13 protein-coding genes and 1 pseudogene are annotated in these 13,104 nt (G+C 67.7%); 10 read left to right on the top strand and 4 right to left on the bottom strand.

Annotation, left to right across the window (positions count from 1 at the left end; all coding sequences use genetic code 11):
• Nucleotides 1-76 precede the first annotated feature (76 nt).
• A complete protein-coding gene (locus ACFOY2_RS25935) occupies nucleotides 77-502 on the bottom strand; it encodes a winged helix-turn-helix transcriptional regulator (RefSeq protein ID WP_379530691.1) in 426 nt (141 codons plus the stop codon).
• 81 nt (nucleotides 503-583) lie between these two features.
• Between ACFOY2_RS25935 and ACFOY2_RS25940 the strand changes: the two genes are divergently transcribed.
• The 4 genes from ACFOY2_RS25940 (at nucleotide 584) to ACFOY2_RS25955 (ending at nucleotide 5,197) form a co-directional block, all read left to right on the top strand.
• The gene (locus ACFOY2_RS25940) at nucleotides 584-1,972 is read left to right on the top strand and encodes an MFS transporter (RefSeq protein ID WP_379530692.1); all 1,389 of its coding nucleotides are present in this window, start codon (nucleotides 584-586) and stop codon (nucleotides 1,970-1,972) included.
• Between the two features lie 157 nt (nucleotides 1,973-2,129).
• Complete coding sequence (locus ACFOY2_RS25945; RefSeq protein WP_379530693.1) at nucleotides 2,130-3,017, top strand: LysR family transcriptional regulator; 888 nt, start codon at nucleotides 2,130-2,132, stop codon at nucleotides 3,015-3,017.
• 136 nt (nucleotides 3,018-3,153) lie between these two features.
• Entirely contained in the window at nucleotides 3,154-3,534 is a 381-nt protein-coding gene (locus tag ACFOY2_RS25950; protein WP_379530694.1) for a VOC family protein, read from the top strand.
• Nucleotides 3,535-3,646: 112 nt separating this feature from the next.
• Nucleotides 3,647-5,197 carry a serine hydrolase domain-containing protein gene (locus ACFOY2_RS25955; protein ID WP_379530695.1) on the top strand — a complete coding sequence of 517 codons (1,551 nt, stop codon included), beginning with the start codon at nucleotides 3,647-3,649 and terminating at the stop codon, nucleotides 5,195-5,197.
• Nucleotides 5,198-5,355: 158 nt separating this feature from the next.
• On the opposite strand, the gene ACFOY2_RS25960 is transcribed toward ACFOY2_RS25955, so the two are convergent.
• The gene (locus tag ACFOY2_RS25960) at nucleotides 5,356-6,864 is read right to left on the bottom strand and encodes an alpha/beta hydrolase (RefSeq protein WP_379530696.1); all 1,509 of its coding nucleotides are present in this window, start codon (nucleotides 6,862-6,864) and stop codon (nucleotides 5,356-5,358) included.
• Between the two features lie 286 nt (nucleotides 6,865-7,150).
• On the opposite strand from ACFOY2_RS25960, the gene ACFOY2_RS25965 reads away from it, so the two are divergent.
• The 6 genes from ACFOY2_RS25965 to ACFOY2_RS25990 all read left to right on the top strand — a co-directional run bounded on the left by ACFOY2_RS25965 (nucleotide 7,151) and on the right by ACFOY2_RS25990 (nucleotide 10,904).
• Nucleotides 7,151-7,738 carry a TetR/AcrR family transcriptional regulator gene (locus ACFOY2_RS25965; RefSeq protein WP_379530697.1) on the top strand — a complete coding sequence of 196 codons (588 nt, stop codon included), beginning with the start codon at nucleotides 7,151-7,153 and terminating at the stop codon, nucleotides 7,736-7,738.
• Between the two features lie 208 nt (nucleotides 7,739-7,946).
• Entirely contained in the window at nucleotides 7,947-8,696 is a 750-nt protein-coding gene (locus ACFOY2_RS25970) for a MerR family transcriptional regulator (RefSeq protein ID WP_379530698.1), read from the top strand.
• Between the two features lie 105 nt (nucleotides 8,697-8,801).
• Nucleotides 8,802-9,320 carry a hypothetical protein gene (locus ACFOY2_RS25975; protein WP_379530699.1) on the top strand — a complete coding sequence of 173 codons (519 nt, stop codon included), beginning with the start codon at nucleotides 8,802-8,804 and terminating at the stop codon, nucleotides 9,318-9,320.
• A gap of 72 nt (nucleotides 9,321-9,392) precedes the next feature.
• The gene (locus ACFOY2_RS25980; protein WP_379530700.1) at nucleotides 9,393-10,133 is read left to right on the top strand and encodes a GOLPH3/VPS74 family protein; all 741 of its coding nucleotides are present in this window, start codon (nucleotides 9,393-9,395) and stop codon (nucleotides 10,131-10,133) included.
• A gap of 17 nt (nucleotides 10,134-10,150) precedes the next feature.
• Nucleotides 10,151-10,456, top strand: coding sequence for a transcriptional regulator (locus tag ACFOY2_RS25985; protein WP_379530701.1), 306 nt, complete (start codon nucleotides 10,151-10,153; stop codon nucleotides 10,454-10,456).
• 70 nt (nucleotides 10,457-10,526) lie between these two features.
• A complete protein-coding gene (locus ACFOY2_RS25990; protein WP_379530794.1) occupies nucleotides 10,527-10,904 on the top strand; it encodes a hypothetical protein in 378 nt (125 codons plus the stop codon).
• A gap of 28 nt (nucleotides 10,905-10,932) precedes the next feature.
• Here ACFOY2_RS25990 and ACFOY2_RS25995 read toward each other — a convergent pair.
• Together ACFOY2_RS25995 and ACFOY2_RS26000 are read right to left on the bottom strand one after the other, a co-directional pair.
• Nucleotides 10,933-11,379: pseudogene (locus tag ACFOY2_RS25995) on the bottom strand (AAA family ATPase); the annotation flags it as partial.
• 231 nt (nucleotides 11,380-11,610) lie between these two features.
• On the bottom strand, nucleotides 11,611-13,104 hold the full coding sequence (locus tag ACFOY2_RS26000; RefSeq protein ID WP_379530702.1) for a Mu transposase C-terminal domain-containing protein: 1,494 nt from the start codon (nucleotides 13,102-13,104) through the stop codon (nucleotides 11,611-11,613).

The following is a 13,104-nucleotide window of genomic DNA, read 5'->3' on the forward strand; positions in this document are numbered from 1 at the left end:
TAGCCGAACGAGCTCCCGTGACCCCGTCGATCGCCGCGCTCAGACGTCGGCGGTCTGGCGTCGTAGCGCTCCCCGCTCAGACGTCGGCGGTCTGGCGGGCGTCGTAGCGCTCCCGGGAGGCGGCCACGCACGCGCTGTGCTTACGCGACCAGTTCGTGAGCGTCAGCATGGCCTCGTACAGCTCCAGCGCCATCGGCGTGGCCTGGTACTCGACCTTGGGCGGCACCGTGGGGTGAACCGTGCGCTCAAGCAGGCCGTCGCGCTCCAGGTTGCGCAGGGTGAGGGTGAGCATGCGGCGGCTGATGCCCTCGATGAGCCGCTCCAGCTCCGTGAACCGCATCGGCCCGTGCGCGGTCGAGACGACGATCTGGATCGCCCACTTGCCCGCGATCCTGTCGAGGATCTCGCGCGGAGGGATCGGGCAGAAGCCCTGCTCGATCATCAGTTGGGCATCGTCCAGCGTCTTGAGCTGCGGTGGTACAGCGGTGTTCCTCTGGGACATGAAAGTGCCTTCTTCCGTCTGTCCTCGATGGTCACACATCATGGCCACTGTTACAAAACGTTCCCTTAGGAAGTTCTGGCCATGAAGAACAAATGGGCCGCATTCTCACTGCTGGCCACCACTCAGTTCGTGTTGATCCTCGACTCCACGATCGTGGGCATCGCGATGCCGCCCATGGGTCGCGACCTGAACATGACCGCCCAGGACCTGTCATGGACGACGACGGCGTACGCGCTGGTGTTCGGCGGACTGCTGCTGCTGGGCGGGCGATTGTCCGACTACGTGGGCAAGCGCCGGATGTTCATCGCCGGGATGGCGCTCTTCGGAGCAGTGTCCCTGATCGGCGGGCTGGCCTCGTCGGGCGGGGTGCTGATCGCCGTACGGGCGGCGCAGGGCCTGGCCGGGGCGCTGGTCGCGCCCGCCGGGATGTCGCTGGTGATGACGATCTTCAAGGACGACCCCGCGCTCAACAAGGCGATGGGCCTCTGGGGCGCCGTCGGCGCCATGGGCGCCTCCGCCGGCACGGTGCTGGGCGGGCTGCTCACCGACTGGTTCGGCTGGCGGGCGGTGTTCCTCGTGAACACACCCATCGGCCTGGCCGTCGGCGCGCTCGCCCTCGTCCTGCTGCCCTCCGTGCGCTCCGCCGCGCGCACCAAGGGCTTCGACGTGCTGGGCGCGATCACCTCGACCGCCGGCCTGGCCCTGCTCATCTACGCCCTCGTGGACGCGTCCGAGACGTCCCTCGGCGTCGGCGCCCTGGCCATCGTCCTCATCGTCGCCTTCCTCCTCATCGAACGCCGCTCGGCCAACCCCCTCGTCCCCCTGAACGTCTTCCGCCGCAGGACGCTACGGGCGGGCAACGTCGTGATGTTCCTGACGGTCGCGGCGATGCAGCCGGTGGGCTTCCTGCTCCCCCTCTACACCCAGTTCGTCCTCGGCTACAGCCCCACCCAGTCAGGGCTGTCGATGGTGGCCATCCCCCTGACGATCGCCCTGACCGCCTCGCTCCTGGGGGGCCGGATGCTGACCCGGTACGGGCTGCGCACCACAACCGCAACCGGCATGGCCTCCATCGCCGCCGGTGCCGTCCTCTACCTGCGCATCGACGTCACCAGCGACTACCTGACCCACCTACTCCCCTCCGAACTGCTCAGCGGCTTCGGCTTCGGCCTGCTCATCGGCGCCGTCACCATCGCCGCCACCTCCCAGGCCGCCCCCGAAGAGTCGGGGATGGTGTCCGGCCTGTTCAACGTGACCCAGCAGGTGGGCATCTCCATCGGGATCGCCGCCCTGGTCGCGATCGCCACCACCGTCACGGGCGACTCGACCGCACCCCAAGCACTCGTCTCGGGATACCGGATGGCCTTCCTGGGCTCGACCGTGCTGGCGGCACTCGGACTGGTCGCCGCCCTGGCCCTGCTCCCTCGCCTCAAGACGCCGGCGAAGGACACCGTGACGGTATCCGCATAACCTGGCGGCCTCCTCCCCCAGGTCAGAGCGATATGGTCTTTCCCGGCAATCAGGGCACGTTGACCAGCCCTCAAGGCACGTTGCGGTGAATCAAGTGTCCAGGCGTTTGGATCGGAGCACGACGATCACGTGACTCGGGGTCGGGAAGGAAAGACCTGTGGAGCTGCGTGACATTGAGATCTTTCTGACTCTTGCCGAGGAGCTGCACTTCGGCCGCACGGCAGAGCGGCTGCACGTCTCCGTGGCGGCCGTCAGCAAGGCGATCAAGAAGCAGGAACGGGCCATCGGCGTCGAACTCTTCGCCCGGGACAGCCGCAATGTACAGCTCACGCCGGTGGGCGAGCAGCTCCGCGACGACCTGCGCCAGCTGCATCAGGGGTTGTCGCAGAGCCTGGAGCGGGCCCGGCTGGCGGCCCGGGGCAAGACCGGCACGCTCCGGGTCAGCCTGTTTCCCGCCAATCTCCAGGAGCTGCGCCGGTATTGGGAGACCTTCCGCTCCCGGCACCCGCAGTGGGAGCTGCGCCTGCGGATGTCGGGCTATGCGGATCCGTTCGCCCAGTTACGCAACGGGGAGGCCGACATCCTGGTCACCTGGCTACCCGTGGAGGAGCCTGACCTGACCGTGGGTCCCCTGCTCTTCGCAGAGCCGAGGGTGCTGGCCGTAGCTGCCGGCCACGCCCTCGCCAAGTGGGCCACGATCTCTCTGGAGGCGGTCGGCGACTATCGGCACGTGGGCGTCGAGCAGGTGCCTGGTGAATGGTTCGACCACTACGTTCCGGAGTTCACTCCGAAGGGCCGGTCGATCGACCGCACGGACCTCGTGGACAACATCGAGGACATCTTCATGCACACGGCCTTGGGGGATTCGGTCTCCCTCTTCCCGGTCCACGTGAGCCGCTACTACCCGCGCCCCGACATGGTCTACCTGCCCGTCCCTGACATGGAGGCGTTGCCGTACGGGCTGGTGTGGCGCAGCGATGCGGAGAACGACATGATCCGCGCCCTCGCCCGCGTGGTGCGTGAGCTGGGGCCGCTGCCCGGCTAAGACCGTCAACCGCGGGTTAACGACCGTTGCGATAGTCGCCGTTGATCCGCAGCGTTGCCCGGCGTGATGCTTGATCCATCCAAAAGCACGCCTGTCGGGAGGTAGATCGGGACATGTCATTCTCTGGTGCTGCGGCGTGAACATCGTCTCTTCCTCGGTATCCCTGACCGTCGCCGACCCCGCCGCTTCCAGTCGCTTCTTCACCAGTCATCTCGGCTTCCGCGAAATCCTGGCCGGCGAGGATTTCATCGCACTGGGCCGGGACGACGGAGCCGTCGACCTGGTCCTGGTGGAGCGGGACCTCGCGCGGTGGCAACCGGGTCAGGGACTGGCAGACGTGATCGTGGTGTTCGCGGTCACCGACCTCGCCGCCGAGTACGAGCGGCTGCGCGGTGAAGGCGCCACCATCACCATCCCGCTCCGGCGGGAGCCGTGGGGTGAGCTGCTGATGCAGCTCACCGACCCCAACGGCGTGGCGATCCAGCTCATCGAGTGGATTTCCCCGATCACGGACTGACTCCGGGCCGGCCGACCTGAGCAATCCAGATACCTCGGGTACCAACAGGACCGCATTCCATCATCGGTCCGTTCAAGTGAATTTTCTCATCGGTTTCAAGGAGCATGCAATCATGTCCGTCACTCTTTCGGAGCAGGACAATCTGACCCTGCGGACCGCCGCGTGGGGCGCCGTCTCGTTGATGTCCGCCGCTGGTGCCGCCGGCTCGGCTCACAAGGCCGCCACCGAGGGCTCCATCGCCTTGACGTCTGCGACCGGCCTGGTCGGGCACGTGCTCGCCAAGGCGCCCAAGGGCGTGAAGTACGGCAAGTCGGTAGCCGAACTCGCCGACCAGGTGCTGCCGGCCCTGACGGAAGCCATGAGCCTGCTCCAGCAGCAGGTTCCGGCCGAGGCCGACAACTTCCGCCGCACCGTCCTCGTCGCCATCGAGGCGGCCACGCGTCCCCAGCATGGCGCGCCCAGCCCCACCATGGCGGAGATGGCCCGCAAGATCATCGAAGCCCTCGACGCCGCTTCGACCACGTCCGGGCCGGCCGCCTCGGACAGCGGTGTGGCCGTGCCACCGGGCGCAGCCAGGCAGGATCGTCCGGAGCTGCAGAAGGTCATCCAGGAGATCGTCGATTCCGGTCTCGTCGGGGTGACGCTGCGCGTGCGCGATGAGCTGGGCGAGTGGGTCGGCAGCGCCGGGGTGGGCGAGCTCGGCGGGACCGAGGAGCCGCCGACGGACGGGCACTTCCGTATCGGCAGCAACACCAAGACCTTCACCGCGACCGTGGTGTTGCAACTGGTGGCCGAGGGCAGGATCGGGCTGGACGACGCGGTGGCCGGCTACCTGCCCGAGTTCGGGCTGGACGAGCGGATCACGGTGCGGATGCTGCTGCAGCACACCAGCGGGGTGTTCAACTTCACCGGCGATTTCTACCCCGAGTACGTGCCGGGGGTCGTCTATCAGGGCCGGGAGTGGGTGGAGGGACGGTTCCGCACCTACCGGCCCGAAGAGCTGGTCCGGCTGGCGCTGTCCAAGCCGGCGAGGTTCGAGCCGGGCACCGACTGGAGCTATGCCAACACCAACTACGTGCTGGCCCGGCTGCTGATCGAGAAGGTCACCGGCCGCTCGCTCGGCGAGGAGATGCAGCGGCTGATCCTGAGCCCGCTCAGCCTGACGGGCACCGTGGTGCCGGACACCTCCCCGGACATTCCCGCGCCGCACGCCCACGCCTACTACCGGTATGAGGAGGACGGCCAGGAGAAGGTGGCCGACGTCACCCGCCAGAACCCGTCCTGGATCTCCACCGGCGGTGACATGATCTCCACCACCCGCGACCTGGCCACGTTCATCTCCGCGTTGGTCGGCGGCAGGCTGCTGCCGGCCGAGTTGCTGGCCGAGATGTGCACACCGGAGTCGAAGGTGGGCTATGGCCTGGGAGTGTTCGTGCAGGACGTACCAGGCGGCGGCAAGGTCATCACCCACAACGGCGGCATCGCGGGCCACGCGGGGCTGATGTACAGCACGCCCGACGGCGGCAAGACCCTGACCGCCTCGCTGAACTACGTGGACGACACCGACCTGTCCATGAGCGGGCCGTTCCAGAAGGCGACGCAGCGGCTCGTCCAGGAGGTGTTCGGCGGCGGGCAGACCGGACCGGCCGAGCCGACGCAGTAGACGGCCGAGCACTGCGGACCCACCATGACGGGGCGGTACTCGGACTGGTCGCCGCCCTGACCCTGCTCCCCCGCCTCAAGACGCCGGCGCAGGACGCCGTGACGGTATCCGCGTAACGGATCGCGAATCATCCCTGCGGGACGCGGACAATGCATCAGTCACTGCGCTGCCGGCGCTTTCACAGAACACGTCGGCATCTCAGCCGGCAGTTCGAGGTCGATCAGGTAATCCGCAGCGATCTTGTCGACACACGGGTTCGCCCCGGAGGCGACGATCGTGTGCCCCTCGCCCTTCACGGTCAGCAGGGCGCTGCCCAGGGTGTCGGCGAGGCTGATGGCGCCTTTGTGCGGAGTGGTGGGGTCTCCAGTGATCGAGACGACGAGAGTGTTCGGAAGGCCCTCGACGTCCTGCGCATAGGGGATCCCGAGAGTCGGGTCGGCCGGCCAGAACTCGCACCCGTCGCGCGCTCCCTCGGTGACATCCCCACCGGGATTCATGAACGGCGCTACCTTGTTGGTCATCGTGCGCAGCCGCGCGACGTCCTGCGGCGTGAGGCGTTTCTCGTCCATGCAGTTGATCGCGAACAGGGCCTCGGAGAGATTCCCGTTCACCTGCGCATCGGGGTCACCGCCTTCGAGGTCGTACACGAGCTGCAGGAGTTGGTCGCCGCGACCTTTCTTCTGCACCTCCGCGATGCCACTGATGACGGTCGGCCATGCATCCGGGCTGTACAGGCCTGCCATCACACCGCCGAGCGCCTCGTCGAAGTCGAGTTCCTGATCGAGCGCCGGCACGGGCTGCTCACCAAGCGGCTGGACGATGGACTGGAACGTCGACGTCCACGCCTTCCGGTCCGTCCCCAGCGGACACTCGGCCTTGGCGGCGCACGTGGCCGCCATCGCTTCGAAGGCCGCCTGGAACCCCGCGTACGCCGAGAGCCGACGCTCGATCGTTCCCAGCTGAGGGTCGAACGCGCCGTCGAGGATCATTGCCCTCACCCGCTCCGGGAACTGCTCCGCGTACACCGCTCCCAGCCGGGTGCCGTAGCTCTGGCCCAGCATCGTCAGTTTCTCGTCGCCGAGCGCAGCCCGGAGCACATCCATGTCACGGGCGGTCGTGCGCGTACCCATCTGCGCGAGCGCCGCCTTGCCCCCGGATCCCTTGGCGCAGCGTTCGAGCACTGCGCGCGTGTCCTCCTCTGTCAGAGCGGCGTTCATGGCGAGCAGCGGGAACACGGCGTCGCCGCGGGTCTTGCCGTCCTTGGAGTAGCAGTCTGCCGCGGGGTCGGTGGCTCCGACGCCCCGCGGGTCGAAGCCGACCACGTCGAATCGTTCGGTGATGCGGCTCTTTCCCATCGCCGACGCCGCGGCCACAGCGCCCAAGGTGCCGGAGCCACCAGGACCGCCCGGGTTGAAGACCAGCGAACCCTGCGACTCGCCACGAGCGGCGACACGCAAGACTGCGACAGCAGCGGTGTCGCCCTTGGGATCCTCGTAGTCGAGCGGCACCCTCAGCCACGCGCATTCGGCTGCGGCCTTCCCGAGGATTTCCGCCTCACGCGCGTTTGTGGCGAAGTCGGCGCAATCCTCCCACTTCAGTTCCTGGGCGTAGTACCGCTGCAGTGCGGCATCGGGCGCAGTCTTGCTGGGAGCGGATCTCTCTACCATTCCGGGAGTGCATGCAACGCTCAGAAGAACCGTGGCCATCAAGCCGAGGCTCGCGGCACCGAATCGTCGACGGATTGGGCGACCCGCAAGTCCTCTCCTGCTGGGGAGTGACGCATTGCTCCTGGTTCCGCTCACGTGGCGGCCTCCTTCATGTCGGTGCCGCCAAATCAACATCGTGTTCCCAGCACAGGGTCAACAATCGATGCGTGTTCGTCCCGGGGGACACAGCATGACCAGCGGTGCCAAGGAGTACGATCGTGGGATGGGTGGTTCCCGGAGTACTGTCATGGGCCGGCCCAGGGAATTCGACATCGACGAGGCGCTGGAGCGCGCCATGCGGGTGTTCTGGGAGCGGGGATACGAGGGGGCGACCCTCTCCGATCTGACCGGGGCCATGGGGATCACCAAGACGAGCATGTACGCGGCCTTCGGCAACAAGGAGCAGCTGTTCCGCAGGGCGTTGGAACGCTACACCGAGGGGCCGGCCTCCTACGCGACGCGCGCCCTGGAGGAGCCGACCGCACGAGGGGTGGCCGAGGCGCTCCTCCATGGAGCGGCTCGGACCACGACCCTTCCAGAAGGCCATCCTGGATGCCTGACAGTGCAGGGCGCGCTGGCGGCAAGCGACGCAGGCCGGCCCGCGCACGATCTGCTCGTCGGCTGGCGCAACGATGCGGGCCTGCGCCTTGAGGAACGCTTCCAGCGCGCCGTCGACGAGGGCGACCTCCCGCGCGACGCCGACGCAGGGCGACTCGCCCGATACATCATGACGGTGGCATTCGGCATCGCCGTCCAGGCCGCCGGCGGCCTCGGCCACGACGACCTCCAGGACATCGCCGACATGGCACTGCGCAACCTGGGCTCACGCCCGTAGGGCCACTCGCGAGCACGGGGTCGTGCGCGTTCGGCGTCGGCTTCAGGTATGTACAGGGCGACCCGTAGCACTTCGGTACCGAGCAGCACCGAAGTGCTACGGTCTTTCTTCGCACCTGCGTTGACGAGATCGCGGCGACGTATCTGCTGGACCTGATATCCGGCGGGCGAGATGACAATGCACTCTGTGAGCGCAGGAAGGAGACGACGTGGCCTGGAGCACACGCGAACTCGCGGAACTCGCCGGCACCACGGTGAACACCATTCGGCACTATCACCGGCTCGGCCTGCTCGACGAGCCCGAGCGCAGGTACAACGGATACAAACAGTACGGGGTGCAGGATCTCGTGCGCCTTCTGCGCATCCGACGGCTCGCCGAGCTCGGCGTGCCGCTCTCGCAGATCGGAGAAGTCGGCGCGGGCGGGGACAGCACCCCGGATGCGCTGCGTCAGCTCGACGCCGAACTCGCGGCACGCATCGAGCGTCTGCAGAGAGCCCGGTTCGACATCGCGGCCATCCTGCGCGACAGCGTGCCGGCCGACGCGCCGGCGGGGTTCGAGTCCGTCGCCTCACGCCTGTCCGAGGCCGACAGCTCGATCATCCACATCTACACGCAGCTCTACGACGAGGACGCGATGGCGGACCTGCGGCTCATGGCGGAGGCCGACACCGACTCCATCAGCAGCGAGATCGACGACTTGCCGCCTGACGCCGACGAGGCGACCCGGCAGCGCCTCGCCGAGAAGCTCGCGCCGATCCTCACACAGAACCTCATCGACTACCCCTGGCTGAGCGATCCGGTGACGCATCTGTCGAAGAGTGCGCATGTCACGCAGCAGACGTTCATCGAAGCGGTGAATGAGCTGTACAACGCCGCTCAGATCGATGTCCTTCACCGCGCCAGCATCCTCGCGCACGAGCAACCGCGCATCACGCGCGAGGCGAACGGCGACGGCTGACCGTCGCCTTCCACGGGATTTGACCATGTTCCAAGAACGCGGTCTCTACTGGGGCTGAATCAAACCAGATCGCGACATCCGCGAGACGCAGCCTGAGGAGCTCCCGTGAATCCCATCGAGGCCCTTGTCCGTAACTTCCAAGATCTCGTGGCTCAGGTCCCCGACATCGTCCAGCCCCTCATCGTCATGCTTGCCGGAGCGATCCCGTTCATCGAGGGCGAAGGAGCGTCGCCGATCGGCGTCCTGGGTGGGATCCATCCCGTCGTCGCCGGCATCGCCGCGGCTTCGGGGAACTTCCTCTGCGTTCTCGCGGTCGTGCTGTTCAGCTCGCGGGTCCGCACCACCGCGGTGGCTCGTCGCGCGCGCCGGATCGAGACGCCCGCGGAACCCAAGCCCGAGTCGAAGGGACGTCAGCGCTTCCGGCGATACCTGGTCCGATTCGGCGTGCCCGGCGCGAGCCTCCTCGGGCCCCTGGCAATTCCGACCCAGTTCACCTCCGCCATGCTCGTCGCTTCCGGCACGCCGCGAAGGTGGGTCCTGCTGTGGCAGGCGATAGCGATCGTTGCCTGGACGACCGTGACCACGACCCTGTCCTGGGGCATGCTCACGGCCCTGCTGGCCTGAACGGCTTTCATCGTGGCGTCAGCGCCATCCCGATCGACGACAGAACCGGTCCACGACAGAAAGGAATGACTGATGAATCAGCACCCTGACGAGCCGTTCGTCGGCGGCGAGACCGAGACGCCCGGCGAGGCGCAACGGCCCGGAGCTCCGACCCTGGCGGAGGATCTCCTGCTCCTGCTGTTCCAGCCGGGCGCCGGGACCATCGCAGGAGAGAACACGCTCTTCTACACCCTCGCGGGAGCGGTGCTCGCAGATCTCGCCCTTGGCGATCACGTCCGAACCGACACCGGCTGGGGCGGGACGACACGGGTGGAAGCCATCGAGAACCGCCCGCCGTCGGATGACATCCTCCGCTCCACATGGGACTACGTCTCCCAGAAGCCCCGAGGCGTCCAGACGGTTCTCGCGGCGATCGGGCCGACACTGCGCAGCCCGCTGCTGGACAGGCTCATCAAACGCGGCGACATCCGCCGGGGAACCCGCAAGGCACTCGGCCTGTTCAACACGACCGTCCTTGAGGACGGCGGAAGTGGGCGCCGAGGTCGCCTCCTCGAAGACGTCCGCGACGTGCTCGTCGAGGGCGCGGAACCACAGCCCCGTGTCGCCGCGCTCGCGGCACTGCTCTCGGGAAGCGGGACGCTTCCCCAGTTCCACCACGAGATCCCCTGGACCTCCCCCGTGATCACCCGCGCCAAGGAGCTCGAGCAAGGCAACTGGGGAGCCGGAGCCGCCGCCGAAGCGGTTGCGCGCACCGTCACCGCGACCATCGTCAACAACGTCATCATCGCGGCGACCGTGCTTCCCCGGAACTGAGCCTCGAGGTGGCGTCCATGAGCCGAACCTTCGCCGGCTCGCGGGTCCGATCCCGGCTGGCGATCACCAGTGCGCTGTCGGCCTGCGAAAGCGCCGACTTCCTCTACCTCCAGCGCGTTACCGGCCTGTCCAAAGGCAACCTGTCCAGCCATCTGGCCAAGCTGGAGAAGGGCGGAATCGTCAAAATCGACAAGACCACCGGACGCCGTCCCCGAACCGTCGTCAGCCTCACCGAGCCCGGCCGCACCACCGTTGCCGAACACTGGGACCAGCTGATACGCCTGCACGAGGCCGCCCGCACCTGGGTCCCCTCCGAGACCTGACGGCGTAGCTGGCCGGGTGGGATGCGAGTGCCGCTGCCCGCCTGGCTTGGGGCCTGGCGAGCAGCGGGGAATGTTCGGCGTCGTTGTGGTGGGGCGCGGGTATTGGGTGGTGCGGTCACATGATTCCGATGACGAGGTTCTCGCGGGCGGCTTCGACGACTTCTTTGGTGACGGTGGTCATCTGGTTAATGTCCAGGACGCGTTCGATCTGGTCGACGAGGCGGGTGGTGAGGCGGAAGTTGCCGCTGGTGATGCGGGTGATGGCGGCGATGGCTTCGGTCGTGGCGAAGTCGTCGGTGTTGCCGAGGCCGAGGTGGGGCCAGTGGCGGGCGAGGACGAAGGCCTGTTCGTCGACGGACAGGGGTTTGTAGTGGTGGACGAATCCGACGCGGGAGTAGAGCTGGGGGGTAGCGGGCGAGGCGTTTTTCGATGCCGGGCATGCCGATGAGGATGAGTCCGATGCCGGTGCGGTCGTGGTGGTCGCGGAGCTGTTCCAGCGCTGCGGTCTTCAGCCGGTCCGCTTCGTCCACTATGAGAAGTTCGGCACCGCTGGGGCCCGGGCTGCTCGGGCCGGGTGGGCGGTTGCCCGTGCCGCGGCCGGTCTGGAGCATGAGTTCGACGGTCCAGCCGAGCCTGTCGCACAGGTAGGAGATCTCTTTGTCAAGGTTCTGGGGGGCGCTGTGGACCTTGGGGGTGTACATGACGGCGCGGGCGGCCAGGACCTCCTGGATATCGGTGTCGGTGTCCTGGGAGCCGGTGCCTTGGGTACCGGCCAGGTGCGGGGCGAGCTGGTCCCATCGGGTGTAGCTGCGGGCGGATTCGGTCTTGCCGACGCCGGGGGCGCCGAAGCACAGGCCGACGTAGCGTTTGCGGCGGACGGCGTCGGCGAACTCCAGGAACCGGCGGTGTTCTTTGGTCGCCATGATCGGTGTGGCGGCGGGCGGGCCGCTGTCGGTGGTGTTGGCGGCCGCGGTGTGGTCGGGCGGGGCTGGTCGATCACTGGCGTACGTCAGGCCGCCGGCGGGCGTCGGCTTTCGGGTGGAGTGCGGGTCGGGGAAGTCTGCCGGGTCGGGGGCGCGGTCTGGTTCGGCCTGGTTGCCATCTGGGTCCGAGGGCTGTTCCACGCCTGGGTGTCTATCCGGGCGGAGAACGCCTCACTCATTCCAGTAGCGTTTGAGTCGCGGAGTGTTACCTGGGGTAGGAGTGGTGGCGTCCTGGTCAGGGGCTTGGGGGAAGGACGACTCGGGGCTCAGGCCGGTTGTGCGGCCGGGGTCGGTCGCGGTGGATTCGTCGGTAGTGGTCCAGGAGCGCAGTGTAGGAGCTGGGTAGGCGACGGGCAGGGGTTCGCTGTGGGCAGCCAGGAGGGCATCGACGACCGCGGTCCGGGTGGTGAGCTGGCCACGCAGGTGTTTGCGGCGGGCGTTGCGGGCGGCGGTGATCTCTTTGAGGCTGACCGTCTCTCCGGCCAGGTCGGGGCAGATGGCCCGGCACAGGAACTTCTCCTCGTCCAGGGTGCGCAGGTAGACGCGGATCTCGGTGATGTCGCGGGGGTCGTAGCGGATGGTGACGTCCTCGCGGACGTAGTCGGCCAGGACCGGGTCGATGAACCGCAGCGCCAGGAAATGGATGCCGTCGGTGTGGACCTTGCGGGGTTTGGCGACCGTCGATAGCAGCAGGTCGAGTTGTTCGAGCGAGTCGGGCATGCGCGGGATGAACGCGCCCTCCTCCCAGCGTGTCTGGGGCGGTGTCCTGGTTTCGGAGTGCGGCCGCTGGTTGTACACCTCGCGGATGAACCGGCCGATCGCGGCGTCGAGCTCGGGCAGGGTCAGGGTGGCCTGGCCGGCCCGGTCGGGGGTGCCGATGGGTGCGTAGCCGGGCAGGTGCGCCAGGCACATCTGGTTGAAGGTCTCCAGGACCCGTTCGATCTTGCCGTGGCCGTGCGGCTGTCCCTTCTTGGTGAACACCGGACGGACTTTCAGGTCGGCCATCACCTGCTCCAGGTGTGCGGAGGTGAAGTCCGAGCCGTGGTCGAGATGGAACACCTCGGGGATGCCGCACACGTGCCAGCCGGGTTCGCTCTTGCGCCAGATCGCGTGCCGGAACGCCAGCGCGGTCGTGAGTGCCGAGGGCGCGTCCAGGTTGAGCGCGTATCCGGCGATCGCGCGGGAGTGGTCGTCCTCGATCAACGTCAGCCACGGCCGCGCCGGCTTGGCGGAGGCGTCGATCACCCAGATGTCCAGCTCGGTGTGGTCGGCCTGCCAGATCTGGTTCGGCTTGGACGCTTCACGGCGATGCACCAGGTCATACACCTCCCGGTATCTTTTCGTACCCTCCAGCGCGAGGGTCACCAACGCGGGGTCGACGTTCCTGATGACCTCGTAGACCGTGGTGTATCCCGGGACCGGCCAGCCGCTGGCGGCGGCGACGCTGGCGGCCTGCCGGTGGATCGCCGCCACGCTCGGCTTCGGCGGGCGCAGCGCGAGGCCTTCGATGAAGACGACCAGCTCGTCGGGGATCTTGCGGCGGCCACGGTCGGAACGCCGGGCACGAGCCAGACCGGCCAGGCCGTCGGCCTGGTAAACCGCCCGCCAGCGCCGCAGCGTCCGCTCGGGGACGCCACAGCGAGTCGCGAGCGTTGCCAGCGGCAC

This window comes from Nonomuraea purpurea, assembly GCF_042650645.1.
GTDB lineage: Bacteria > Actinomycetota > Actinomycetes > Streptosporangiales > Streptosporangiaceae > Nonomuraea > Nonomuraea purpurea.